The sequence below is a fragment of the Thermodesulfobium acidiphilum genome (assembly GCF_003057965.1).
Taxonomy (GTDB): domain Bacteria; phylum Thermodesulfobiota; class Thermodesulfobiia; order Thermodesulfobiales; family Thermodesulfobiaceae; genus Thermodesulfobium; species Thermodesulfobium acidiphilum.
In genome coordinates this window covers 650,217-676,204 of the sequence record NZ_CP020921.1, presented here as the reverse complement: position 1 = coordinate 676,204, position 25,988 = coordinate 650,217, and the positions used below count along the sequence as shown (strand labels likewise).

The following is a 25,988-nucleotide window of genomic DNA, read 5'->3' as shown; positions in this document are numbered from 1 at the left end:
AAAAAATTTATGCTTTTGTCAAAGATTTAATTTATTTGTAATCTAAGTTAGAATATAATATAAACAAAAGGAGGGATAAAATGAGAAAATTCATTTTCCAAAGGGTTACCATTGCAGCTTTAATTTGCAGCCTATTCCTTCTATCGCCTGCAAAACTTTATGCATTCAATCTAGGTAGCATCTTAGAAGGTGGGGGAATTGCAATAGCAGTCAAAATTTTCGGCAGACAGATAAATGATTTTATTAACACAGTCCTTATGAACAGAAACATATCTACTCAGGAAATGACAAAAGTTGTACCAATTATATCAATAGGGAACGGTACATATGTTGGTGCAGCACAGGTTTCCGGCCCTGCCGAAAGAGTACAAACAGTACAAGCTGTTATGCAGTTAGAATTTAATTTTAGCAATGATAAGTTTAGAATTAAAGCTCTAATACCATCTGACTCTCTTAATCCACTACAGTTTCACAGGGTATTGGGAGTCGGTGTCTCAGCTATGATTGATGTAAAACTTTAAAACTTGAATTAGTGAATCTTTTAGCTCTTTCAATTGCCATATCAAGGTTTGGCAAATTGGTTTGAGCCCCGTCTCTTTCTAAAACAAAAGATGATACAGAGGCCGCTATATAAGCACAATCAATAAACTCAAATCCCATAAGATATGAAGCCAAAAAAGCGCCTCTGTGGCTATCTCCTGCTCCTGTAGAGTCTACGAATTTTTCTGGAGGAATAGCTGGAATTTTATAATTTACTCCGTTATAAAAAATCTCACATCCATTCTTACCTAAACTTACACAAGAAAGCTTGAACTTTTTATATTTCATAATATTATCAACGTTTAAAACATCGCATAATTTTTTGTTTTCAAATTCATTCATAAACAGAAAATCAACATACGGCAGTATTTCAATCACTTTTTCAGGTTGAGTCAAGGTTTGTTGCCCTGGGTCAAAACTTATTACTATATCCTTTTTACTATCCTTTAACTTTATTAAGAATTTCTTATAAAAATCATAATACCCAGTAGTAAAGTGTAGTATTTTACATTTATCTAAATTATTTAATATATTTGAAATATTCGATTCTAAAATTTTTTCATAGTTTATTTTATCCTCATAAAAGTAAATTTGTTGAGCACCATCGGGCACTCTTGTAATCAATATGCTTCTTGGAGAATATCCATCTGGAACTTTGAATACAAATTTCGTATCTATCATTAAATCTTTAAGATAACCCTCATATCCGTGGTGAAAATCATTATTTCCTACAACAGAAATAAGGCCTGATTCTATAGATAATTTTTTTATTGTAACAGCACAATTTGCAGCAGCTCCACCAAAAGTCCTTTTGTATTCATCAGCTACAACTGCATCGTTAACCAATGCTAACTTTTTAACTACAAGTATAGTATCAAATACTATGGTTCCAACACAAAAAATCAATAATCCTCCCAATTATTTTTTATAATTCTTGTACATTATAAAACAAAATTTGTTATAATAAAAGAAGCTAAAAAGGAGGGTAAATGGAAAAAAATATCATAAAAATAGCTATAGTTGATGGACAAGGTGGCGGAATAGGTCAACAAATAGTGCTAAAAATTAGAGAAATTTTATCAGAAATTATTGAAAATATAGAAATAATTGCGCTAGGAACAAATGCATTTGCCACAGTAAATATGCTTAAAGCAAAAGCAAATAAAGGTGCATCAGGTGAAAACGCAATAATAAAGAATGTTCCAGAAGCTGATTATATACTTGGTTCAATTAGTATTTTAGTAGCCGATTCTATGATGGGAGAATTCACCCAAAAAATGTCGGAAGCTGTTGCAAAATCAAAAGCAGTAAAAATTCTTTTACCTATTAATCAATCAAATATAGATATTGCTCTTACCCAGCAAGAACCCCTCCCCCACCAAGTTGAAGACGCAGTTTTGCGTCTAAAAAATTATATCGAAAGGACGAGCTAAAAATGTGTGAAGCCAGTGCTTTTTATAAAAATCAGGAATGCGAAGAAACTTTAATCCTTAAAGACGTTGCACTCTTAAAACCAGAAGAAGATAACTTGTGGTTTCTAGTTAATATTTTTGGCGAACAAAAAGAAATACATGCAAAACTACTTGAAATAAACCTGTTACAACATAAAATAATCTTTCAAAAAATTTAAATATCTCTTACAGAATTTTTAAAAAATTTAGGAAGTGCAAAGGATGCCTTGTGAATCTCTGATGTATAGTATTTTAAACCGCTAATAGATATATCACTTTGCAATTCCTTTATCGGATCTATTTTAAAGGATGCAAAACCAAAACTCCACAACCCAGAAGGATAAGTTGGTATAAATGCAATATAATTTTTAAAAATCGGAAAGATATTTTTGACTTTTTTGCTAACTTCGCTAATAAATTCCAAATGACACCATGGAGATTCAAGCTGAAAAACCAAAATACCCTCAGGAGTTAGAATTTTTTTTATGTTTTCAAAAAACTCGCCCTCAAATAAACCAATAGCAGGCCCTATCGGATCAGTTGAATCAACTATAACAAAGTCAAACTTTTCTGAAGTCTGTCTAACAAAATTTATTCCATCACAAATACAAAGTTCAAATCTAGGATCACTAAAAGCACTTGACAGAGTAGGAAAAAATTTTTTGCTCACTTCTACAACCATTTCATCAATTTCAACTTGTTTTATGCGTTTAATATTTTTATATTTTAAACACTCCCTTGCAGAACCACCATCTCCTCCTCCAATAATTAGAACATTTTTAATTTTATCTGATAAACTCAATGGAACGTGAGTTAACATCTCATGATAGATAAACTCATCTCTTTCAGTAAGCATTACTTTTCCGTCTACAAGAAGAACTCTACCATAACTAGCAGTTTGAAATACTTCAATTCTTTGATATTTCGAATGCGCACTAAAGAGTATATCAATCACATCAAAATATATGCCAGAACCTGGAAGATGTTCTTCTTTGAATTGAAAAATTGGTGTATTATTATCTCCTAATACCATAGGACCACACAAGCGAAGGCACATGCAGCTTTCTCTACTACAATATCCGTAGTCACAGCCTTCTTTTCTAAAAGCTTAAAACCTCTCATTGCAAAACCCTCTTCAACCATTTCTAATACTGTTTTTTCAGCTTCCTCTTTGCTTCCAGAACAACTATACTCCATTATTAAACCAGGAAGGCTTGGATCTTTAGGTATTCCAATGCCAGCTGCTGCTGCAATTCTTTCCCCCTTATTTGTACTTACCTTGCTCGCATAAGCAATAGGAACTAGCGCGCCATAAGGTAAAGCTAAATTCTTTACTTCCACAGCAGACGGTGGCAAAATACTACTAACTCTTACAAGGTTAGTATTCCCTACTCCAGCAGAAAGGAGTGCGCCATCAAATGCGTTAAGAGGGTGATCAGCATTACAACTTCCAAAAGAGATAAAGTACTTTGTTGGTATTGGTAGCATTAAAAAATTCCTCCTTAAAATAAATTATCAAGGATAATATTATAACTCAAAATTCTTTTGCCTAAATATTTCGTATAACAAAATACTAGAGGCTACAGATAAATTTAAAGAGTTGAAATCACTAGCCATAGGAATATATACGCTCTGATCGAGATCTCGTAGAAAAACATCAGAAAGCGATTTAGATTCCGAACCAAAAACGCAACAAATAGGAAGATCGTATTTCAACATATCATACCTAATTGATCCTTTCTTTTCCACACCAATAACGTTCACGCCTCTTTTTTTTAGATCCTTTACAAAGTATCTTAAATTGCTGAGTCGCACTACCGGTATGTTTAAGAGTGAGCCCGTAGATGCCTTGATAGCAGCAGGAGTAATATCAAGCGATCTATGTTTTGGTAAAATTATTCCTCCCACCAGACCAGATGCTTGAGCAGTTCTAGCTACAGCACCAATATTACGCACGTCCATAATACCAGAAAAAGCTAAAAGAACCTTTTTAGACTTTATAGCATTAAGAACAGTTTCTTCCTCATCTGCATATTCAAATCTCTTTATAAACATTACTATTCCTTGGGAATTAGGGAAAAGTCTTTCAATTTCTGAAAGATTCTTATAAATAACAAGAGATCTTTTGTCTTTATTTTTTTCTAAAAACTCTTCTATAAATGGCAGTCTCTTATTTCTAGCAATAAGCAATTCTCTAAATTCTATTCCTTCTTTAATAGCGTTAATAACAGGATGTACACCAATCACAAGATCACTTTTCATCTTTTTTTTACTCTTATGCCTCCTGGCAAATCTTCTATTACAATTCCTTTTTTATTTAAAAAGTCCCTTATTTTATCAGCACTTTCATATAATTCTCTCTTTTTTAAAAACTCTCTAAAACTCAGAAGTTTAAAAATGTTTTCAGTAGTAAGTTCATCAAATGATTCAAAATTTACTTCAGTAGAATTATAAGAGCCAAATTCTTTAGACAACTGTTCTTTAGAATAAAATAAAACATCAGGCTTATACTTTAGACCCAATATTTCAATCATAGACAAAACCTCACTTATATTAGAAGAAACAGTGCTTTTCACATCCGTTGCTTGTGATTTCAAATAACTATCTACAAGCGAATTAATAAGTCTAACTTTTTCAAAAATATAAGAAATAGCTAACGGAGTATTTAGATCGTCACACAAAGCGGCAATAAAATTATTTGGCAAAGCTACTTTAAGCTCTCCTATAAGCCCGAGAGAAGAACATACGTCAACAGCATTTTTAATTTTATCCCAAGCCTCTTTCGCAGCCATTAAATTTTCTAAATTAAATACAACTGGGCTTCTATAATGGCTACTCAGTATAAAAAGCCTTAAAACCATCGGATCATATTCCTGATAAATATCTCTTAAGGTTTTAAAATTTCCAAGAGATTTTGACATTTTTTCTCCAGATATAGTAACAAAGCCATTATGCAACCAATAATTTACAAATTTTTTCCCAGTAAAACCCTCTGATTGTGCAATTTCATTTTCGTGATGAGGAAAAATTAAATCTTGCCCACCAGCATGAATATCAAATGGAGAACCGAAGTGTTTCAGAGACATTGCAGAACATTCTATGTGCCATCCTGGCCTCCCTTGCCCAAATGGGCTTTCCCAAAAAGGCTCACCTGGCTTTGATGCTTTCCATAACACAAAATCCAAAGGATTTTCTTTGTAAGATGATGAATCAACTCTATAGTTTTTAATTAAATCGTCTATAGATTTTCCAGATAATTTTCCATAGTCTTTGAATTTCTTTATAGAAAAGACTATATCTTCACCAGCTTTATAGGCATAACCCTTTTCTATTAAACCAATAATTATTTTAATCATATCATCAATATAATCAGTAGCTTTTGGATAAAGGGTCGCTCTTAAAACATTTAATTTATCCATATCTTCAAAATATGCATCTATAAATTTATTTGTAAGTTCTTTCCAATCAATTTTTTCCTCTTTCGATCTTTTTATTATTTTGTCATCAATATCAGTAAAATTTTGAATATGAAATACATCAAATCCCTGGCTCAAAAAAAATCTTTTCCAGACATCCCAGACTACATAAGATCTTCCATGTCCTAGATGACAATAATCATAGACTGTAACACCACAAACATACATTCTAATCTTTCTATTCTCTATTGGTAAAAACTTTTCTTTTCTTTTTGTTAATGTATTATAGAGATATATTTGATTGTTTAACAAAGTTAAGATTTTACCTCCAAATCTAAAGTTTTTTTAAGTTTCATGATTTCATTTTCTAATTCCATTATCTTTTGATCCTGCTTAATTAGATATTCTTTTAAAGGATCTGGTAACATGTTGTGATCTAATTGTGATATTTTTGCCTTTATTCCATTTCTTACTACTACCCTTCCAGGATTCCCTACTACTGTTGAATTTTCAGGAACAGCTTTTATCACCACTGCTCCAGCACCTATTCTTACATTATCGCCAATTGTAATGGGTCCAAGAACTATTGCCCCCGCTCCGATTACTACATTATTCCCTATGGTAGGGTGTCTTTTTCCTTTCTCCTTACCTGTCCCACCCAAAGTTACATATTGATACATTGTTACGTCATCGCCTATTTCAGTAGTTTCACCTATTACAACGCCCATACCATGATCAATGAAAAATCTCTTTCCTATGATTGCACCAGGGTGTATTTCAATACCAGTAAGTGCTCGCGAAATTTGAGAAATTAAACGTGGAAAAAACGGTATTCGTTTAACCCATAAGAAGTGTGAAAACCTATGAAGCCATATAGCGTGTAAACCGGGATAACAAAATAACACTTCAAAAATGTTTTTGGCAGCAGGGTCTCGCTCAAATACTGTATTTATGTCTTCTTTTAAAGTTTTAAACAATTTTTTCAACTATTAGTATAAATAATATACACTATCAACTTATTTAAGTAGCTCAATTTTTACTGGAGCAAGGCCTGAACTGATCATACCGATCTTTTCAGCTGCTCCTTCAGACAAATCTATCGCCCTGCTTGTACTTCCCATTCTATCTGTTATCGTTACTATGACACTCTTACCATTGTTTTCATTGGTCACAAGAACAATCGATCCAAGTGGGAGCCATCTATGAGCTGCAGTAAGATCATAAGGATCAAATATCTCCCCATTCGACATGCGCCTACCTGCTAAGTTACTTCCGTACCATGATGCTATACCCTCTTGAATGAATTCTTTCGAATAATATTTATGTCCATATAAAATTCTGTGATCATCACCCATATCGTATCCTAGTGACCTTTGCAAGTTTGTAAGCCACATACCTGTGATATCACTATCAGCTAAATTCTGTAAAAAGGCTTGACTCCTATCTATCTTAAAAGCCAAATCATCACCTATATAACAACAAAAATACTTGTTTTCAGTTAGAAACCTTATATCAGATGGATCGTATGAAACATTTGATGAGCCAAAATAATGATTTATAGCGCTGGAAATTGTATCTGCCTCTTGTTTAATCCTTTCAAAACTTTCATTATCGAATGATTTTAAAGTTAAAACTTCATGATCGTTAACAAAGATCTGAATTCCTTTTGGAGGTATTATGTTTTCTTTAACAATTCCAATAGTTTTCGTTTCTGAAGCTCTACAGCCCATACAAAAAACTGCAAACAATAAATTAAACAATATCAACATAAAGAACAAAAAGAACAAGCCTCTTAATTTCATAAAACTTCCTCCTCTAACTAAATTTTCGCCTTCTTTCAAATTTTAATTAAAATATATTAACTTTCTTTATATATTCTTGTCCTCATTATATATTCTTGTTTTCATTCAAAGCATTATCGCCTGATTTGTTTTCTACAATTTTAGATCCATTATCACTTTTCTCCTCTTCAAACTTTCCATTTAGGTAATCTAAAAGAGTATCTCCCTGAAGCGTCTCATTTTCAATAAGTTTCATAGCAATTTTGTTCAAAGTATCATATACGCTTAACAGTATATTTTTTGAATTCTCATAGCAATTCTCTACAATTCTTTGAACTTCAAGATCTATTTCATTTGCCATATTTTCACTATAGTTCTTCGTTTCAAAAAGGTCTCTGCCCATAAAAACATTTTCACTTCTCTTACCCCAGGTTCTTGGACCTAAATGCTCGCTCATGCCATATTCCATAACCATCTTTCTTGCAAGTTCTGTAGCCCTCTGAAGGTCATTTTGTGCACCAGTTGTAACTTCTTTAAAGATAATTTCTTCAGCAGCCCTTCCCCCCAAAAGTACGCAAATATTATTAATAAGCTCTGTCTTACTAATCAGATATCTATCTTCTCCGGGAAGCTGTAAAGTATAACCCAATGCCATTCCCCTTGGTATAATAGAAATTTTATGAATTGGATCTGTTCCAGGAAGGTTGTGCGCCACCAATGCATGACCGGCTTCATGGAAAGCAATTATCTTTTTATCCTTTTCAGAAATAACCCTACTTCTCTTTTCGATACCAGCCACTATTCTATCAATTGCATCCTCAAATTCAGCCATTGAAATAGTTTTTTTGCCCTTTCTGGCAGCAAGTAGAGCAGCTTCATTAACTAAATTAGCAAGATCAGCCCCTGCAAATCCAGGCGTTCTTTTTGCAAGTATATCAACCTTAACTTCTTCTTCTATAGGTTTGCCGGCCAGATGAACTTCTAATATTTGTTTCCTGCCCAATAAATCCGGCCTATCAACTGTAACATGTCTGTCAAATCTCCCTGGTCTTAAAAGCGCAGGATCCAGAACATCAGGTCTATTTGTAGCTGCCATAACTATAATAGTCTCATCAACTTCAAACCCATCCATTTCAACAAGCAATTGGTTAAGAGTCTGTTCTCTTTCGTCATGACCTCCTCCAAGACCAGCTCCTCTTTGTCTACCTACAGCATCGATCTCGTCAATAAAAATTATGCATGGCGATTGATTTTTCGCCTGTTCAAAAAGGTCTCTTACACGTGAAGCGCCAACCCCTACAAACATTTCAACAAAATCTGAACCAGATATACTAAAAAATGGAACTTTTGCCTCTCCAGCTACCGCTCTAGCCAGAAGAGTCTTGCCACACCCAGGCGGTCCAACCAAAAGAACCCCTCTAGGGATTTTTGCCCCCATAGCCCTAAAAGGCGCAGGATTTTTTAGAAAGTCAATAATTTCCTCAAGTTCTTGCTTCGCCTCATCTGCTCCAGCAACATCTTTAAAAGTTGTCTTAGTCTTTTCTTGATGGAAAAGTTTTGCCCTTGATTTTCCAAAGGACATAGCCTGACTTGCTCCACCCTGTGCCTGTTTTAACATAAAAAGCCAGAAACCAATTAGTATTAAAATAGGAAACAATTGAGTGAGCACTGAAACCCACCAACCATTATCACTAGGTGGTTCAACTCTGATATCTACCTTTTTGTCTCTCAGAGTTTTAATCAAAGTAGGATCGTTTTGAGGATAATAAACAGTAAACGAAGTGCCATCCTTTAATTTACCGTTGATTACGTTTTGAGAAGAGGAAATAGTTACTCTTCTCACATCTTCTTGATTTACCCTATCCATGAATTCTGTATATGACAGTTCCTGATTTGTAACCTTTTTACCGCTACTTAAAACTACTGTTAAAACCACTACTATTAACAAAATTATAAGATAAAACGTAACACTCTTTGTTATTTTCAAAAATTCATATCCCCTTTTTAAAAAATGTTAGTTAAATATTGTATCTTTTTTTATGTATAAGTGTCAAACAAAATAAATCACGTACAAATCCCTTAAATTCCGATATTTCTCAGCATAATCTAATCCATACCCAACAACGAAATAATCTGGAATTTTTAATCCGAAATAATCTACATCAGACCTTTTATAGTTATCATCTTTTATCTTATAAAACAACACCACAGATTTTACGCTTAAAGGATTTTTTTGTTTAAAAAAATCTATAAGATATTGTAGAGTAAGTCCTGAATCTAAAATGTCTTCAACAATTAAAACATGGTAATCAGTCAAATCCTTTTTTATATCTTTTATTAATTTAATTTTTCCAGAACTTTTACTTTTATTACCATAGCTTGATACTTCTACAAAATCTATTTCTAATGGCACAGACATCGATCTTGCTAAATCTACAAGAAAGAAAGCAGCACCCTTTAATACCCCTACCAATAAAATTTTTTTACCAAAATAATCACTATCGATCCTTTTTGCCAATGATTCAACGGCTTTTGCAATCTCATCTCTTTTTATCAAAATTTTTAGCTCGTGTTCCTTCACAATACTCCTCCAAATTTTGAAAAAATAACTATTAATACCAGAGCAAATATATAATTAATTGTTTTAATTTTTGTTAAACCTAACAAATTGAAGCCAATACCAATCAACAAAATACCACCTGTTGCATAAAAGTTATTGGCAATTTTTATATCACTAAATATCCCAGAAAGAGCACTTGCAAAAAGGGTTAACGAACCTTGATAAATAAGAATAGTTATAAAAGAGAAAAAAACCCCAATTCCTAAAGATGAAGCAAGAAATAAACTAGACACACCATCAAGAGCCGACTTTAATAATAATATTGAATAATCGCCCTTTAGACCGTCCTGAATGGATCCCAGTATGCTCATTGGGCCAACACAAAATAATAAACTGGCACTCATAAAGGCATTTACAACATCACCTTTCTGCACTTTTTTGCTCACATAATCACCCAGCCTTTCGATAAGTCCCTCAAGCGAAATAAATTCTCCCAATAAACCTCCTAAAATTAAAGAAATCAAGACCAAAAAAATACTTTTAACCTCCAACGATAACTTTAATCCAATTAGAAGGGTTACCAGACTTATTGCGTTAATTACTATACTCTTGTATCTTTCAGCCAGATGAGAACCCATAACTAGACCTATACTACTACCAATAATCACTGAAAAAGCATTAATTATTGTTCCAGTCACTTTTGCCTCCACAATAATTTAAATTTCTCCAAAAAATCATCAAAAGAAATCTTAATATTATAAGTTTTAAAGAAATCTTCATCAAAATATTCAAATGGAGCCCATTTGAGAACGTTTTTATAAAATATCATTGGGACAAATTTGTAAAAAAGTTTGTTTTTTTTGTTAAAAAAGTTATATAAATAAACCTTTCTTCCATCTAAAATAACATAATCAGAATTTTTAAAAAATCTGATTTCCAGAAAAATTTCTTTCTCTAGCGGATTATTAATAAATATACCCAGGTTTTTAGGTACTTTATCCCAACTATAACCGTTTACAAAAGAACGGTCATATAAAGAAAAGATATTTTTATTTTTATAAATCCCAAGACCTTTAAAAGAAGGAAAAGGAATCCTTTCATCTTTTTGTAGAAATTTACATAATAAATTAACTTCATTATAACTATAAGATACATTTAAAGAATGCAAGAATTGTTTTATAACCCTGCGAATCAAAGCAACATCATATTTTAATAGTTCTTTTATAAATATAATGCTAGCCCAAGGCATGGAAAGAACAACGTCTTTGTATATTTCGTTTGTAATCTTCTCAATGTAATTATCTTCGTCTTCTACCAGTCTAATAAAAGAATCAAAGTGTTCTAAAGAATTTTGCCAGATACTTTCTATTCTCGGAGTTATTTCTTTCCTGATAAATACTCTTTTATAATTTATATCATCATTATAAATATCAGATATATAATCTAGCTTTAAATACTCGCAAAAAGCCCTTATTTTATCCCTTTTTACGTGTATCAAAGGGCTAATAATATTTATTTTCCCAAATTGTCTAACTTCTTTTAAAGATAGTATCCCTCTTATACCTGCTCCGCGACAAATATTCCACAAAAATGTTTCAAACCTATCATTCAGATTATGTCCAGTAAACAAAGAATTCGAATTTATTTTATCCATAATGCTATAAAAAAAAGCAAATCTTCTTTTTCTTGCATTTTCTTCATTTAATTTTCCTATATTTTCTGAAGAACCAAAAATAACTCTAAAATTATATATTTCTGCATAATTGATTATTAAATTTCTTTCATAAATTAGATCCCTTTTTCGCCACCCATGGTCGAAGTGTAGTAGTATAAAGTTAACTTTCGACTTCAACTTCGAAAGTATAAAAGCCAAAAAAACAGAGTCAGCACCACCTGAAATAGCTATACATGGGTTTGAAAGCTTAAGGTTGTAATTATTTAAAATATTATCGGTATGATAAACAATTTTGTCTATTTCAGTTCTAATAGACATAAAAAAATGGTAGCGGCGAGTGGATTTGAACCACTGACACAGCGGGTATGAACCGCTTGCTCTGCCTCTGAGCTACGCCGCCACATAAAAGCAAGATTATTTTAAAAAAATATTTGAATAAAGTCAAGAAAATTATTAAAATAGGTTTAAACATAGAAGAAATTCAATTCTTAATCTAATTTTTTAAAATCTTGTAAAAATCTTGTATAGATTTTACTTCTATTTCAGAATTCTTTAAAGCTTCAATAGCGTTAACTGTTGCAGCAGCACCTGCTATAGTTGTAATAGTGGGCACATGATGCAAAAGCGCCATTCTTCTTATCTTATAATCATCCTTTCTTGCACCCTTACCGGATGGGGTATTAATAATAAGCTGAATCTGATTATCCTTTATCATATCAAGAATCGTAAATCCATCTTCACTAGCCTTTCTTACTTCATTAACCTTTATACCGTTAAATTTTAAAACTTTAGCTGTTCCCTGAGTAGCAAATATGTTAAAGCCCATATTCACAAGGCTTTTAACAATAAAAACTATATTTCTCTTGTGTTTATTAGAAACACTAACAAAAACATTCCCTCTTAAAGGAAGTTCTTCTCCAGCAGCAATTTGTGCTTTGGCATATGCCTTTCCAAATTCAAAATCAATACCCATTACTTCACCTGTAGATTTCATCTCAGGACCCAAAATTGTATCTACGCCTGAAAATCTTCCAAAAGGCAATACAGCTTCTTTTACAGCAACATAAGGCAAATCTAATCTTTCTTTAATATTAAAATCTTTTATCTTTTTGCCAAGAGATATTTGGGTTGCAAGCTTTGCCAGTGGAATACCTATGGTTTTGCTTACAAATGGAACTGTTCTAGAAGCTCTTGGATTTACTTCAAGAACATATATCTTATCTCTAATAGCATATTGGATGTTTATTAAGCCTTTCACTCCAAGTTTCAAAGCTATTTCTCTGGTAATCCTAGATAATTCTAATAACTCTTCCTTTGTCAAGCTAAAGGTTGGCAATACACATGCCGAATCACCAGAATGAATCCCCGCCTCTTCTATGTGTTCCATAATGCCACCTATAAAAACTTCATCACCATCACAAAGGGCATCAACATCAATTTCTATAGCATCTTCTAAAAACCTATCAATAAGAACTGGTTTCGCTTCAGACACCTCAACAGCTTTCTTGATATATTCCATTAAATCATTGTCATCATAAACTATTTCCATAGCCCTACCGCCCAAAACATACGAAGGCCTTACTAAAACTGGATATCCAAGACTTCTTGCAACTCTTAGAGCCTCATCTGGAGATTTTGCTATACCAGCTGCTGGTCTAAATATTTTTAAATCTTCTAAAAATAGATCAAAACGTTCTCTATCTTCTGCCATATCAATTGCTTCTGGTGAAGTCCCGAGAATTGGAATGCCTAGTTTCTCGAAAGACTTAGCAAGCTTTAAAGGAGTCTGACCACCAAACTGTATTAAAGTACCAAGGGGTTTGATTTTTTCAACAATATTTATTACGTCTTCAAAGGTTAAAGGCTCAAACAAAAGTTGATCAGATGTATCATAATCTGTTGATACTGTTTCAGGATTACAGTTAACCATAATTGCAGCTTTCCCTAATTTTTTAGTTGAATTTACTGCATGAACACAACAATAATCGAATTCAATACCCTGACCAATTCTATTAGGACCTGCACCCAAAATAATTACCGATTCTTTATTATCAAAAGGTATTAATTCATTTTCTTGATCATAAGTAGAATAATGATAAGGGGTAAACGATTCAAACTCAGCCGAACAGGTATCAACAGTTTTATAAACAGGAAAAATACCAAGCTCCTTTCTATATTTCGTAACTTCTTCTTCGCTTGTTTTGGTTAGAAATCCTATCTGAAAATCTGAAAAACCATCCCTTTTTAAACCAAACATTTCATCTTTATTTATAGAATACAAATTTCTATTCATAAACTCTTTGCCTGTCAGAACTATCTCTTCAAGTTCTTTTAAAAACCACTCATCAATGCCAGTTAGTTTATTTAATTTATCTACGCCTACTCCAATTTCTAACAATCTGTGAATTATAAAAATCCTATTATCCTTAGGCGTACCAAGTTCTCTAATAAGTTCTCTTTCTGTCAAATTCATTAGATCAACGTCCTTACCATCAAAACCAAAACCTTTCCTGCCATTTTCAAGTGAACGAATCGCCTTTTGAAAAGCTTCTTTAAAGTTTCTACCTATAGCCATTGCTTCGCCTACAGACTTCATCTGAGTATCCAAAACCCTTGATGTTCCATGAAACTTTTCAAAATCCCATCTGGGTATCTTTACAACAACGTAGTCAAGAGTTGGTTCAAAAGAAGCAGGAGTTTTTTTGGTAATATCATTGGTAATTTCATCAAGAGTATAGCCAACAGCAAGAAGAGCAGCAATTTTCGCAATTGGAAAGCCTGTAGCCTTTGAAGCAAGAGCAGAACTTCTCGAAACACGAGGGTTCATTTCAATAATGACAATACGACCATCTTTGGGGTTCATTGCAAATTGAATATTAGAACCACCAGTATCAACGCCAATTTTCCTGATAACTTTTATAGACATATCTCTTAATATCTGGTATTCTTTATCTGTTAATGTTTGAATAGGCGCTACAGTAATACTATCCCCTGTATGAATGCCCATTGGATCGAAATTTTCTATTGAACAAATTATTACAACATTATCCTTTTTATCTCTCATTACTTCTAATTCAAATTCTTTCCAGTTAAGAACCGACTCTTCAATTAAAACCTGATGAATCATACTTAGATCAAGGCCATTAGACACATGATATCTTAAATCGTCAAAGTTATAAGCAATACCTCCGCCCGTTCCTCCAAGTGTAAAAGAAGGTCTTATAATTAAAGGGAATCCTAGTTCAAAAGCAATTTTTTCTGCCTCATTCAGGCTATGAGCAATTCCACTTTTAGGAAGATCTACACCTATTTCCTTCATAGTTTCTCTAAATAAAAGCCTATCTTCACCCTTTTTTATTGCGTCAGTGTTTACACCCAACATTTCAACATTGTACCTTTCTAAAATTCCAGTTTCTGAAAGATTTACAGCAACATTTAAAGCAGTTTGGCCACCTAATGTCGACAGTATTGCATCTGGCCTTTCTTTTTTAATGACTTTTGTTACAACCTGAGGAGTAATTGGTTCAATATAAGTGCGATCGGCCATTTCAGGATCAGTCATAATCGTAGCAGGATTAGAATTTACCAAAATTACTTCATACCCTTCTTGCTTTAAGGCTTTGATTGCTTGAGTTCCTGAGTAATCAAACTCACATGCCTGTCCAATTATTATGGGTCCTGAACCAATAATCAAAATCTTTTTTATGTCCGTCCTCTTAGGCAAAACTTATCACATCCTTAATGTTTTATATAAAACAATTAATTTAATAGAATTAATTTAATAGAATTTTTAGTTGCTCTTCATCAGTTCACAAAACTGCTTGAATAAATAACCAGAATCATGTGGCCCAGGACTTGCTTCGGGATGATATTGAACAGAGAATATTGGCAGTTTTTTGTGTCTGATACCTTCAACAGTTTTGTCGTTAAGATTAATATGAGTAACTTCCCAATTAGATTTATCAATGGAGTCATAATCAACAGCAAATCCATGATTTTGAGATGTAATTTCTACCTCACCAGTTTCAAGTCTTTTAACAGGATGATTTCCACCATGATGGCCAAATTTCAATTTAAAGGTTTTTGCTCCTGAAGCAAGACCCATTAATTGATGGCCCAAACAAATTCCAAAAATAGGTACCTTACCAAAAAGTTCTTTAATTGGATTAATTGCATAACTTACTGCAGCAGGATCTCCAGGACCATTTGAGAGAAAAACGCCATCTGGCTTTATAGATAAAATTTCATCTGCGTTACTAAAAGCCGAAAATACAGTTAACTTACAACCTAATGCAGTTAATATTTTTAATATATTCCATTTAACACCATAATCTATAACAGCAACCTTAAAATCTCCTTCTGATTTAAACCTTTCACTGATCCATTTATCAGTCTGGTTCCAATCATACCTTTCCTTAGGCGTTACGTCCTTTACCAGATCAAGTCCTTCCATAGTAGGGAAAACTTTTAATTTTTCATATAAAGATTCAGGATTAAAGTCTATAGTAGATATAATGCCATTAAGGGCACCTCTAGTCCTCAATTTTCTAGTCAAAAACCTTGTATCAATATTATCTATCCCTACAATTTTATTTTTTTTCAAATACGAATCAAGAGTTTCCTGGGATCTCCAATTGGAGGTTCTATCTTTATAGTCTCTAACAATAAAACCTTTTGCAAATGGTTTAGTGCTCTCAACATCCTCATCATTTACGCCATAGTTTCCTATTAAGGGATAGGTCATTGTTATGATTTGCCCAAAATAAGAAGGATCAGTTAATATCTCCTGATATCCACTCATACACGTATTAAAGACAACTTCACCCATAACTTCTCCTTCAGCACCAAAAGACCTTCCTAAAAAAAAACTTTTATCTTCCAGTAAAAGCATAGCTTTTTTAAAACTCAACTAAGAAGCACGTCCTTTCTTTTTTTTCATATTTTCTTAAAAACAAAAAAATAAATCTTATACTTCATGTTTAATGTTTTTCATAAAATTTTTATCCTTATAAACCATATTCCCATTATAAAAGGTGGCAAGAGGGAAACCAAACAAAGTCTTGTCAAGAAATACAGAAAGTTTGCATTTTGAAAAAAACATCTCAGGTTCCACCAAAAACTCTTTATTTCTTTTAAAAATAAAGAAATTAGCTTTAGACCTATTTTTAAGTTCTAAAATTGGAAGAGAAAAGATTTTGGATGGATTCACAACCATCCACTTAATAATATCTTCTAACTTACATTTATTTTTCATAACAAAATAAGTATATAAGGCTGCAAAAGCAGTTTCGAGACCTGGAGTTCCAAAGGGTGCCTCACTATAATCTAGTTCCTTCTCCTCTAAAGTATGAGGAGCATGATCTGTACAAACTACATCTATTAATCCCTTTTGCAAAGCAAAAAAAAGTTCATTCATATCTTCTTCATCTCTGAAAGGCGGTTTTACTTTAAATCTAGTATCAAAAATAGGAATATTCTCACAATTAAAAATAAGATGATTTACAGTTACTTCTGATGTAACATTGAGACCTTCTTCTTTAGCAGCTTCAATATATTTTAAAGAGTGCCTTGTAGATAGATGCGCAAGATGCAATCTTGACCTAATTTCTCTTGTTAAAGCAATATCTCTTGCAACGCAAATTTCTTCTGATGTATATGGAATTGAATTAATTCCATAAGCCCTTGAAATCTTACCTTCATGAATTATGCCATTGCCACTTAATACAATATCTTCTGGGTGATCTATAATTATTCCATCAAAAGTTTTAACATAAATTAAAGCTTTTCTAAGAATATTCGTTGAAATTGGTTTACCATCATCAGAAAAAGCTATAGCTCCACTATTTTTCATCTCAAGCAAAGGAGATAACTCTTCTCCTAACTGATTTCTCGAAACTGCTCCAACCGGATAAATTTTTATTACTGAATTTTTGCTAATATTACTTATTAAATAATCTACAAGATATGCATTATCAACTACTGGATTGGTGTTTGGCATAGTAAAGATTTGCCCAAAACCGCCTCTTGCAGCAGCTTTAGAACCTGAAACAATATCCTCCTTTTCTTCTTGACCCGGCACTCTCATATGAGTGTGTACATCAGTCAAAAGAGGCATTATAACTAAATCTTCTCCTTCAACAACCTCTTCAAAGCTAGATATATCATACGAATCTAAAAAGTTTACCTTTCCTGATTTGTCTATATAAAAACTAACTTTCCTAGAACTTAAATCTGAAAAGTATGCCAAAACGTTCCTGAACAAAATTTTATTCATTAAAAAAGACCTCACTGTTTACTAAATTAATTCAATTTCAAATGATCCCTATGCTATCAGCTTTACGAGCTAACAAATGATAAAAAATAGACATTCTTATTGCTACGCCATTTGTTACCTGGTCTCTTATAAGCGCATTACTGCCATCAGCTATATCAGATGATATCTCAAGACCTCTGTTCATAGGTCCTGGGTGCATAATTATAACATTATTGTTTTTTATCAATCTCTCGCGATTTAGACCATAAAAAATAGAATACTCTCTAGTGCTAGGAATCCAAGCACTTGCAGCCCTTTCTAGTTGAATCCTAAGAACTATAATCGCATCAACATTACTAATAGCCTTATCTAAATCCCAGTACACATCTACATCCCATTCTTTCTCAAATTCTTCTCTCACAAGAGTAGATGGCCCACAAAGAGAAACCTTAGCTCCTAATTTTTTTAAAAGCCAGATATTTGATCTTGCTACCCTACTATTTAAAACGTCTCCTAAGATCAAAATCTTTCTGTCCTCAAGATCTCCAAAATGTTGCATCAACGTAAAAGCATCAAGCAAAGCCTGAGAAGGATGCTCGTTTGAACCATCACCTGCATTAATTATCTTTGCTGATGTAAAATTCGTTATATATTCTGGAATTTTCGAAACCGAATGTCTTAATACAATACAATCTGGCTTCATTGCATTAAGTGTCAAACACGTATCTTTAATAGTTTCACCCTTTTTAGCAGAACTTTGAGAAACAGATAAGTTCACAACATCCGCTCCTAGAGTTTTGCCAGCAATTTCAAAAGAAGTTCTCGTTCGTGTGCTAGGTTCAAAAAAAACTGTTAAAATAAGCTTGCCTTTAAGAATTGGTATTTTTTTGGTGGGTCTATTTAAAACCTCTAGAAATTTTTTTGCATTATTAAATATTTCTAAAATTTCATCTAAATCAAGATATTTAGTGCTAAGCAAGTGAGAAATCACACTAAAATAGTCACCTCATCTACATTATCAATCTCTTTAAGCCTTACATTAACATCTTCCCTAGAAGAAGTTGGAACATATCTACCTAAATAGTTCGCATTAATTGGAAGCTCTCTATGCCCTCGATCAACAAGTACCAATAGTTCTATTTTTTTAGGCCTACCAAAATCAAAAATAGCTTCTATTGCTCCTCTCACAGTTCTCCCTGTATAAAGTACATCATCAACAATTATAATCGAACGATCTTGAGTAGATATTAAATTAGTAGTTTTTAAAGGAATTTTTTCCTTAGTATATAAATCATCTCTATATGGTGTGACATCCAATTCTGAAGTTTCTAATTCTATCCCTTGTTCTCTTAAAAAAATATCAGCAATACGTTTACTTAAATAAACGCCCCTTGTCCATAAACCTACTAGCAAAAGCTCATTAAAATTTTTATGATTTTCATAAATTTCGTAAACTAATCGATGAAGTATCTTACCAATTTCCTGCTCATTTAAAATTTTTGCTTTGAGCATAATACCTCCCTATTAACTATGTATATGTTACTACAATTTTTTTAAAATGTGAACTTTAAACTCATATTGTATAATTGATTATTGAGAAATTAATTTGCAAGGAGGTTTTATTTGTCTTTTTACAACCATTTAAAAAGAGAAACACAAAAACACATCATTAATCTTTATCCAGAAATTAAAAATCCCGATTCTTTTGTAGAAATACAAATATCTAATCCTCAATATGGGGATTATACTGTTTTAAGTTCAATGAAACTTGCAAAACACTTAAAAGAAAACCCTATCAAAATTGCAAACAAGTTGGCTCAAAGTTTTAAAGACGATAATTTTTTAGTTCAAGTTGCCAATCCTGGATTTATAAATGTAAGTCTAAAAGAGCATGCTCTACAAAATATTTTACAAAATTTTACTATTAAACCTTATTTAAATAGTTCTGAATCCAAAACAATATTAATTGAATACGTTTCAGCAAATCCTACAGGACCACTTCACATAGGTCATGCCAGATGGGCAGCATTTGGTGATTCTTTAACTAGGATTTTAAAGGATTACGGCTTCAATGTCCAAACTGAATTTTATGTAAACAATTACGGCAATCAAATGGAACTTTTCACCTTATCAATAATAGCTAGGATAAGAGAAATTCTAAAACAAGATTTTATATTCCCGGAAGGTGGCTATCAAGGCGAATATGTTATAGATATTGCAAAAAAAATTCTTAATAAATATCCCTTTTTATCTAAAGAGGATCAAAGCTTGCATTTTGAACTCATAAAAGAAGAGGCTTTAAATATAGCGCTTGGAGAACAAAAGGAAATTTTAAAAAATTTTGGAGTTATTTTTGATTCTTTTTTCTTTGAAAGCAGCTTGCACCAGGAAAACAAAATTAATAAAATAATCGAACTTTTAATATCAAAAAATCAAACATACAAAAAAGATGGTGCCCTTTGGCTTAAAACTTCTAATTATTTCGATAGTGAAGACAGAGTATTAATAAGAGAGAATGGGCTTCCAACATATTTTGCAGCTGATATAGCGTATCATTATGAAAAATTCAAAAGAAATTTTGACATTTATATAAATATATGGGGCACAGATCATCATGGCTATGTACCAAGGCTAAAAAGTGCATTAAAAGCGCTAAATTTACCTGAAGAAAGACTTGTAGTGCTTTTGGGACAATTAGTAAACCTCTATAAAAACAAAAATCTCATACGTATGTCAAAAAGAACTGGCAATATGATTACCTTAAAAGAACTTTTAGAAGACGTTGGACATGATATTTTAAGATTTTATTTAACCTCAAGGTCTTTAAATAGTACAATAGATTTTCATATAGATAAAGCAAAAGAAGTTACAATGGATAATCCTCTTTATTATATCCAATATGCATGTGCAAGAATATCCAGCATAAAAAGAAACATTGATGAAGAAATACCGTCTAATTTAATTGAATACTCAAAATATATAAAGGCATCAGAAGAATACGAAATTATTAAGAAAATTGACAATTTTGACTTTTTTAGAGAAAAGGCAGTACGTGACTATGAACCATATTATCTTGTCAATTATATGCTCGATCTTGCAAGACTGTTTCATATTTATTATCAAAAAAATAGGATAATTAATCGGGATAAGTCAATTCAGTGGTCAAGGCTTCTTTTGATTTTAAAGGTTCACGATATCCTCTCAAGAGGATTGTCATATTTAAATATTATCCCAATGGAGAGAATGTGAAATTAAAATTTTTTTGGGCAATAATCCTATCTCTTTATATATTTTCAACTCTATTTAATAGCACCAATGCAAGGGCAAACGATCAACTTCAGGTAAATCTTTCTATTACAGGGAACGAAAAACCAGATGGCAACTACAGTTCTCTAAGTTCCATTTCTGTACATGTAAAAGCTGATAGTAATCTGATGGAAGAAATCATTCAAAATACTCCCGATTATGGGCCAGTACTTGAATCATGGCTTAAATTAGGAAATAAACCTCCCATAACCGGACCAAAATTAATTTACAGGCTAAATTTTTATTCGCCAGATTCAAGATCCTTGTATTCAACTGACATCGTCTTCTTTGCAAGGAAGTATTCTGTTGTAAGCGATAATGGGCAAAAAAGACCTGTTACTGAAGTTGTAGATGAAACAAACATAGTTATACCTGTACAAACTGAAGTCAATGGCACATACAAACTTATAATTAGCCAGGGGAACAAACCCATTTTTGTTAAAAATATTGTTTTGGAAAAGGATAACACAGAAAAACAAGCCATGACCGAAAAAACAACACCAACTAATGAAAAAATTAATAAACCCGAAAAAATTAATAACTTTTCTGATTTTATACCTATACTCTTTACAATTTTTGGTATTTTACTAATAGTTTTATCGTTTTTTATTATTGTTTTAGCTATAAAAAAATTTCCCAGAAAACCAGAAGCAAAGTGTCCTTTCTGCCACAAGACTCTTTTTGACAAAGATGATACTTTCTGCTGTTATTGTGGAGCACTATTAAAACCAGAAAAGAAACAAAACAACCACGAAAATGAAAATGCTTAAAAAAAAATTAGTGCTTTTTTTTATAACCTTAACATGCTATCTTATTTTAAACCTTCAAATTAATGCTAATTCACAAACCATAGTAAATTATGATGCTGAATATAAAGAAGGTCAGAAAATTGCAAAGGAAATTGAATCATATTACAAGATCGTAAAAGATCATACAGTTCAAGAAAGATTAAACAAAATCGGTGAACGTTTACAAAAATACGCCAGAGAATTTTCAGGAGTTAAGGATTTAAAACTAACAATAAGAGCATATTATAGTAACGACGTTAATGCCTTCGCTCTACCAGGGGGTTTTATTTTTGTCACAACAGGAATGCTAAACTTTGTTAGAACTGATGATGAACTAGCGTGCATACTTTCACACGAAACTGGGCATGTAGTTTTAGATCATCACAGAAAACAAATGGAACTTCAAAAAAAGTACACTCTTGTAGCCCTTGCTGTAATAATAGCATCAAGAGGAAATGCTGCAGCTACTGAATCAGCAAGCCTTCTCTCAATGGCAATGCTGAATCAATATTCCATTGAGTTAGAAAAACAAGCAGATGAATTTGCAATCAGGTGCGCTATAGCTTGCGGATACAATCCAGTTGGATTATTAACAACAATGGAAAGGCTTAACGCAAGAGAAAGAAGTTCTCAAGATATAAATTGGGGAATTTATCGAAACCATCCAAAAACAGAAGAAAGAATTAAATACATTATCGCAGATTTAAAAAAAGATGGGATTACAATTAACCGAAGAATTGCTGCTGATTATTTCAGAGTAACTAACGATGGTCCAAATATCTATATTGAAAAAGATTTTTGGTTCAATCTTCAGGATTATCCTGAAATCTTCCCTAATCCATTTATCAACATAACATCTGTAATAAAAAACTTAAATCTTGCTTTTGATGAAGAGCCAAACATATATGATATCAGAGTTATTACCAATAAAAACAATGTTATAATTGATATTAAAAATATAGCAATTATTACAACAAAAAATACCGAAGAAAACAGAAAAATCTTAGATGAATTGTGTTCGAGGTTAAAAAAGATAGTATGGGAAAACTCATTTTGGGAGGCATTTAATTAAATGCATGAAGCAAGTATTGTTCAAGAAATAATTGATATAACTACAGAACAAGCAAAACAGAACAATGCGCACAAAATTCTTGAGGTAGAAATTACTGTTGGAGCTGGAGCCATGATAGAAACTGATCTATTAGCTTCGGCTTTTGATGTTATGAAAAACGAAACAATGCTAGAAGAAGCTATTTTGAAAATAAACAAAGCAAACCTAAAATTACATTGTTTGAATTGCGGAAAAATATTTGAAAGCGATAGAATGATAAGTATGGAATGCCCATATTGTCACTCGTTTGAAACAGTTATAGAATCTGGCAGAGAGATGTTAATCAATAAAATTATTGCAGAATAATTCTTTAAAATTTTAAAAAACACAAAAGAAGGGAAGAAAGTTATGGAACTTAAAGATATAAGCGTAAATATCCCAATACTATCAAAAAGTGTTAAAGAAGGAGAGAACAACAAAAAAATTTTTGAATCAAAAAAACTCTTAACTATCAATCTTATAAGCTCTCCTGGCTCAGGAAAAACAACTCTTTTAGAAAATATTACACCTATTTTAAATGAAAAAGGATTTCCATCTTTAGTCATTGAAGGAGACATCGCTACCACAAGGGATGCAGAGAGAATCAATAAAAAGGATATTAAATGCGTACAGATTAACACGCATGGTATTTGTCATCTGGAATCCAAAATGATAAGAAAGGCATTCGAACAATTTAATGTAGAACATGAAAAAATTCTATTTATAGAAAACGTTGGTAATCTTGTTTGTCCTGCAGAATTTTATTTAGGAGAACATGAAAAGGTAGCAATATTAAGTGTAACAGAAGGTGAAGATAAACCAGAAAAATACCCACTTCTCTTTAAAGAAGCTTCATGTATACTTTTAACAAAGGTTGACCTTTTACCATTCCTTGATCTTAGTGAAGAAGTCTTCATTTCAGAAATTAGAAAGCTAAACAAAGAATCACCTATCTTTCTTATTTCAAAGAAGAATAAAAATTCATATTATAAATTTGTAGAATGGCTAATTCAAAAATATTCTTCTATCTTTGGGGAAGTACAATAATTGAATTATTCTCATGTTTTGGAATAGTAGTTGGATGATTATTTTCGCCTGAAACTTGTGGTTTCTCATTAGTATTCACTTTAGTTTTCTTCTCTTTTGGAACATATGGACTACCTGGATATCTGTTATCATATTCTGTAGGGGCTTTGTCCTTTGGAAAGGATTTTAACACAGGATTTGGGCACCTATCTGTTGCTAACTTGTCAGAATCACCACATACCCATACACTAACCTCATTTCCACTCGATGGACCACCGATAGGTTCCGAACTCTTTGGAAAGTAAGCAACAGGTGTACCTGCAAGAGCACTTTTCATAAATGAAGCCCAAATTTCGGCAGGAATAAAGCCACCAACTACACCATCCATTGGTGAATTATCATCATTGCCTACCCATACTCCACAAACTAAATTAGGGGTAAAGCCTATAAACCATGCATTCCTAAAGTCATCAGTAGTACCAGTTTTGCCTGCAGCAGGCCTACCAATATTTGCTGCCATTCCTGTACCATGCAATATTACGTTAGTAAGCATATTATCAAGAACTGATATATATTTTTCATCGAATACCCTCTGAGGTATAGGCTTATTTTCTTCTAACACTTTACCATTTCTATCCAAAACTTTGGTTACAAAAATTGGCTCAACCCTAATACCCCTATTAGCAAAAACTCCATAAGCAGAAGTAATTTCAAGCAAGTTTACATCACTTGCACCCAGGGCAAGAGCAAGATTTGCGTTTAAATGACTTTTAATACCAGCTTTTCTAGCTGTTTTAATTGCATTCTCTACTCCTACCATAGCCAGTAATTTTACACTAGGAACATTTCTAGAAAGCATCAAAGCTTCCCACATAGGAATATTCCCCATAAAGGTTCTATCATAGTTCTGAGGGCTCCATGGACCTTCTGGCGTAGGATATGTAACAGGTGTATCAGATAACATAGTATTAGGACTCATTCCTTCTTCAAGAGCAGTTAAATAAACAAAGGGTTTAAATGCAGAACCGGGTTGTCTCTCTGCCATAATAACTCTATCAAATTGACTTTTTTCATAACTGGTTCCACCTACATACGCTCTTATTTCTCCATTTTGAGGATCAATAGCAACGAGTGCGCCTTCTGATACGTGTAGGTATTTATATTTTTTTACATATTCTTTGACTAATTTATCGGCTTCTTCTTGCATATTGTAATCAAGAGTAGTATAAATTTTCAAACCGCCAGTATAAACTTCGTTATAACCATATTTTTTTGCCATTTCTTGCAATATGTGATCAACAAAGTATGGAGCAATACCACCCCATTTTGAGTTAGAATGAGCAATTTTAATAGGTTGGTTGTATGCCTCAACCGCTTGAGCCTTGGTAATAAAGCCTACATCTACCATTCTGTTTAACACAATTTTCTGACGTTCTTTGGCCAACTTAAAATTTCTTACTGGAGAATAATATTCAGGTGCACTTATCAAACCTGCAAGCATCGCAGATTCCGCTAAATTAAGATCTTTTACATCTTTGTTAAAATAATATTTTGAAGCTGCTTCAACACCATTGGTTCCATGACCTAAATATATTTCATTAAGATATAACTCTAAAATCTTAGCCTTACTAAGCGTAAGATCCACTCTTATTGCAATAACCAGTTCAACAAGCTTTCTCATAATAGTCTGTTGTGGAGTAAGATAAATATTTTTAACCAGTTGTTGAGTTAGAGTGCTTCCTCCCTCAATTTCTTTTCTGTGTGTAACGTCAGCTATAAAGGCCCTTATTATTCCTATAGGATCAAAACCTATTTCTGAGTAAAATCTCGAATCTTCGACAGCTATAACTGCATCTTGCAAACTTTTAGGAATATCCTTTAAAGGTACAACTATTCTATTTTCGGAATCATACAACGTAGTTATTAATTTACCATTTCTGTCAAATATTTGAGTAGCTTCAGGAGGAGCATAGTTCTCAAGACTTTCTACGTTTGGAACTTTAATAAAGGAGTATATTGTTATTCCAGTTAGAAGTCCAATTAAAAAAAGTGTTAAAAATATACCTATAAAAATTACAAATTTCTTAATTTTATTAAGCATA

The 25,988-nt window shown here is 32.5% G+C and carries 25 protein-coding genes and 1 tRNA gene; 8 read left to right on the top strand and 18 right to left on the bottom strand.

The annotated features are described in order from the left end of the window. The first annotated feature begins 80 nt into the window (after positions 1-80). Positions 81-521: a hypothetical protein gene (locus TDSAC_RS03540; protein ID WP_108308910.1), complete on the top strand. Its 441-nt coding sequence runs from the start codon at positions 81-83 to the stop codon at positions 519-521. On the opposite strand, the gene TDSAC_RS03535 is transcribed toward TDSAC_RS03540, so the two are convergent. Continuing rightward, on the bottom strand, positions 499-1,446 hold the full coding sequence (locus tag TDSAC_RS03535) for a carbohydrate kinase family protein (RefSeq protein ID WP_199919897.1): 948 nt from the start codon (positions 1,444-1,446) through the stop codon (positions 499-501). The genes TDSAC_RS03540 and TDSAC_RS03535 overlap by 23 nt on opposite strands. A gap of 83 nt (positions 1,447-1,529) precedes the next feature. On the opposite strand from TDSAC_RS03535, the gene TDSAC_RS03530 reads away from it, so the two are divergent. Both TDSAC_RS03530 and TDSAC_RS03525 read left to right on the top strand, forming a co-directional pair. Next, complete coding sequence (locus TDSAC_RS03530; RefSeq protein WP_108308908.1) at positions 1,530-1,973, top strand: DUF3842 family protein; 444 nt, start codon at positions 1,530-1,532, stop codon at positions 1,971-1,973. 2 nt (positions 1,974-1,975) lie between these two features. Next, positions 1,976-2,170 (top strand): CooT family nickel-binding protein, encoded by a 195-nt coding sequence (locus tag TDSAC_RS03525; protein WP_108308907.1) that lies wholly within the window; start codon positions 1,976-1,978, stop codon positions 2,168-2,170. On the opposite strand, the gene speE is transcribed toward TDSAC_RS03525, so the two are convergent. From speE to pyrR, 16 genes are all read right to left on the bottom strand, one after another. Further along, positions 2,167-3,024 carry a polyamine aminopropyltransferase gene (speE, locus tag TDSAC_RS03520; protein ID WP_108308906.1) on the bottom strand — a complete coding sequence of 286 codons (858 nt, stop codon included), beginning with the start codon at positions 3,022-3,024 and terminating at the stop codon, positions 2,167-2,169. The genes TDSAC_RS03525 and speE overlap by 4 nt on opposite strands. After that, a complete protein-coding gene (locus TDSAC_RS03515; RefSeq protein ID WP_108308905.1) occupies positions 3,015-3,479 on the bottom strand; it encodes a pyruvoyl-dependent arginine decarboxylase in 465 nt (154 codons plus the stop codon). The genes speE and TDSAC_RS03515 overlap by 10 nt, the downstream gene beginning before the upstream one ends. A gap of 39 nt (positions 3,480-3,518) precedes the next feature. After that, positions 3,519-4,253, bottom strand: coding sequence for a TrmH family RNA methyltransferase (locus TDSAC_RS03510; RefSeq protein WP_108308904.1), 735 nt, complete (start codon positions 4,251-4,253; stop codon positions 3,519-3,521). Further along, on the bottom strand, positions 4,250-5,719 hold the full coding sequence (cysS, locus tag TDSAC_RS03505; protein WP_108308903.1) for a cysteine--tRNA ligase: 1,470 nt from the start codon (positions 5,717-5,719) through the stop codon (positions 4,250-4,252). The genes TDSAC_RS03510 and cysS overlap by 4 nt, the downstream gene beginning before the upstream one ends. Positions 5,720-5,721: 2 nt before the next feature. After that, positions 5,722-6,384 carry a serine O-acetyltransferase gene (gene cysE, locus TDSAC_RS03500; protein WP_108308902.1) on the bottom strand — a complete coding sequence of 221 codons (663 nt, stop codon included), beginning with the start codon at positions 6,382-6,384 and terminating at the stop codon, positions 5,722-5,724. Positions 6,385-6,423: 39 nt separating this feature from the next. Further along, positions 6,424-7,209 (bottom strand): septal ring lytic transglycosylase RlpA family protein, encoded by a 786-nt coding sequence (locus TDSAC_RS03495; RefSeq protein WP_108308901.1) that lies wholly within the window; start codon positions 7,207-7,209, stop codon positions 6,424-6,426. An 85-nt stretch (positions 7,210-7,294) separates the two neighbouring features. Further along, entirely contained in the window at positions 7,295-9,175 is a 1,881-nt protein-coding gene (gene ftsH / locus TDSAC_RS03490; protein WP_108308900.1) for an ATP-dependent zinc metalloprotease FtsH, read from the bottom strand. A 63-nt stretch (positions 9,176-9,238) separates the two neighbouring features. Continuing rightward, positions 9,239-9,769: a hypoxanthine phosphoribosyltransferase gene (gene hpt, locus TDSAC_RS03485; RefSeq protein WP_108308899.1), complete on the bottom strand. Its 531-nt coding sequence runs from the start codon at positions 9,767-9,769 to the stop codon at positions 9,239-9,241. Further along, complete coding sequence (locus tag TDSAC_RS03480) at positions 9,766-10,446, bottom strand: DUF554 domain-containing protein (protein WP_199919896.1); 681 nt, start codon at positions 10,444-10,446, stop codon at positions 9,766-9,768. The genes hpt and TDSAC_RS03480 overlap by 4 nt, the downstream gene beginning before the upstream one ends. Next, positions 10,443-11,741 (bottom strand): tRNA lysidine(34) synthetase TilS, encoded by a 1,299-nt coding sequence (gene tilS / locus TDSAC_RS03475; RefSeq protein WP_108308897.1) that lies wholly within the window; start codon positions 11,739-11,741, stop codon positions 10,443-10,445. Before tilS ends, TDSAC_RS03480 begins: the two co-directional genes overlap by 4 nt. Positions 11,742-11,748: 7 nt before the next feature. Next, positions 11,749-11,823, bottom strand: a tRNA-Met gene (locus TDSAC_RS03470). A 93-nt stretch (positions 11,824-11,916) separates the two neighbouring features. After that, complete coding sequence (carB, locus tag TDSAC_RS03465) at positions 11,917-15,147, bottom strand: carbamoyl-phosphate synthase large subunit (RefSeq protein WP_108308896.1); 3,231 nt, start codon at positions 15,145-15,147, stop codon at positions 11,917-11,919. Positions 15,148-15,213: 66 nt separating this feature from the next. Continuing rightward, entirely contained in the window at positions 15,214-16,332 is a 1,119-nt protein-coding gene (gene carA, locus TDSAC_RS03460; protein WP_108308895.1) for a glutamine-hydrolyzing carbamoyl-phosphate synthase small subunit, read from the bottom strand. A gap of 57 nt (positions 16,333-16,389) precedes the next feature. Next, a complete protein-coding gene (locus TDSAC_RS03455; protein WP_108308894.1) occupies positions 16,390-17,697 on the bottom strand; it encodes a dihydroorotase in 1,308 nt (435 codons plus the stop codon). 37 nt (positions 17,698-17,734) lie between these two features. Further along, positions 17,735-18,667, bottom strand: coding sequence for an aspartate carbamoyltransferase catalytic subunit (locus TDSAC_RS03450; RefSeq protein ID WP_199919895.1), 933 nt, complete (start codon positions 18,665-18,667; stop codon positions 17,735-17,737). Next, positions 18,664-19,188 (bottom strand): bifunctional pyr operon transcriptional regulator/uracil phosphoribosyltransferase PyrR, encoded by a 525-nt coding sequence (pyrR, locus tag TDSAC_RS03445; protein WP_108308893.1) that lies wholly within the window; start codon positions 19,186-19,188, stop codon positions 18,664-18,666. Before pyrR ends, TDSAC_RS03450 begins: the two co-directional genes overlap by 4 nt. 111 nt (positions 19,189-19,299) lie before the next feature. Between pyrR and argS the strand changes: the two genes are divergently transcribed. The 5 genes from argS to hypB are packed head-to-tail and all read left to right on the top strand — an operon-like array spanning position 19,300 to position 23,907. After that, on the top strand, positions 19,300-20,925 hold the full coding sequence (gene argS / locus TDSAC_RS03440) for an arginine--tRNA ligase (protein ID WP_108308892.1): 1,626 nt from the start codon (positions 19,300-19,302) through the stop codon (positions 20,923-20,925). Further along, a complete protein-coding gene (locus TDSAC_RS03435; RefSeq protein ID WP_108308891.1) occupies positions 20,922-21,752 on the top strand; it encodes a hypothetical protein in 831 nt (276 codons plus the stop codon). Before argS ends, TDSAC_RS03435 begins: the two co-directional genes overlap by 4 nt. Next, entirely contained in the window at positions 21,745-22,842 is a 1,098-nt protein-coding gene (locus TDSAC_RS03430) for a M48 family metallopeptidase (protein WP_199919894.1), read from the top strand. The genes TDSAC_RS03435 and TDSAC_RS03430 overlap by 8 nt, the downstream gene beginning before the upstream one ends. Continuing rightward, a complete protein-coding gene (gene hypA / locus TDSAC_RS03425) occupies positions 22,843-23,187 on the top strand; it encodes a hydrogenase maturation nickel metallochaperone HypA (RefSeq protein WP_108308889.1) in 345 nt (114 codons plus the stop codon). A 42-nt stretch (positions 23,188-23,229) separates the two neighbouring features. Further along, positions 23,230-23,907, top strand: a complete 678-nt coding sequence (hypB, locus tag TDSAC_RS03420; RefSeq protein WP_108308888.1) for a hydrogenase nickel incorporation protein HypB — start codon at positions 23,230-23,232, stop codon at positions 23,905-23,907. On the opposite strand, the gene TDSAC_RS03415 is transcribed toward hypB, so the two are convergent. After that, the gene (locus TDSAC_RS03415; RefSeq protein WP_108308887.1) at positions 23,885-25,987 is read right to left on the bottom strand and encodes a transglycosylase domain-containing protein; all 2,103 of its coding nucleotides are present in this window, start codon (positions 25,985-25,987) and stop codon (positions 23,885-23,887) included. The two genes, hypB and TDSAC_RS03415, sit on opposite strands and share 23 nt — an antisense overlap. Between the last annotated feature and the right edge of the window lies 1 nt (position 25,988).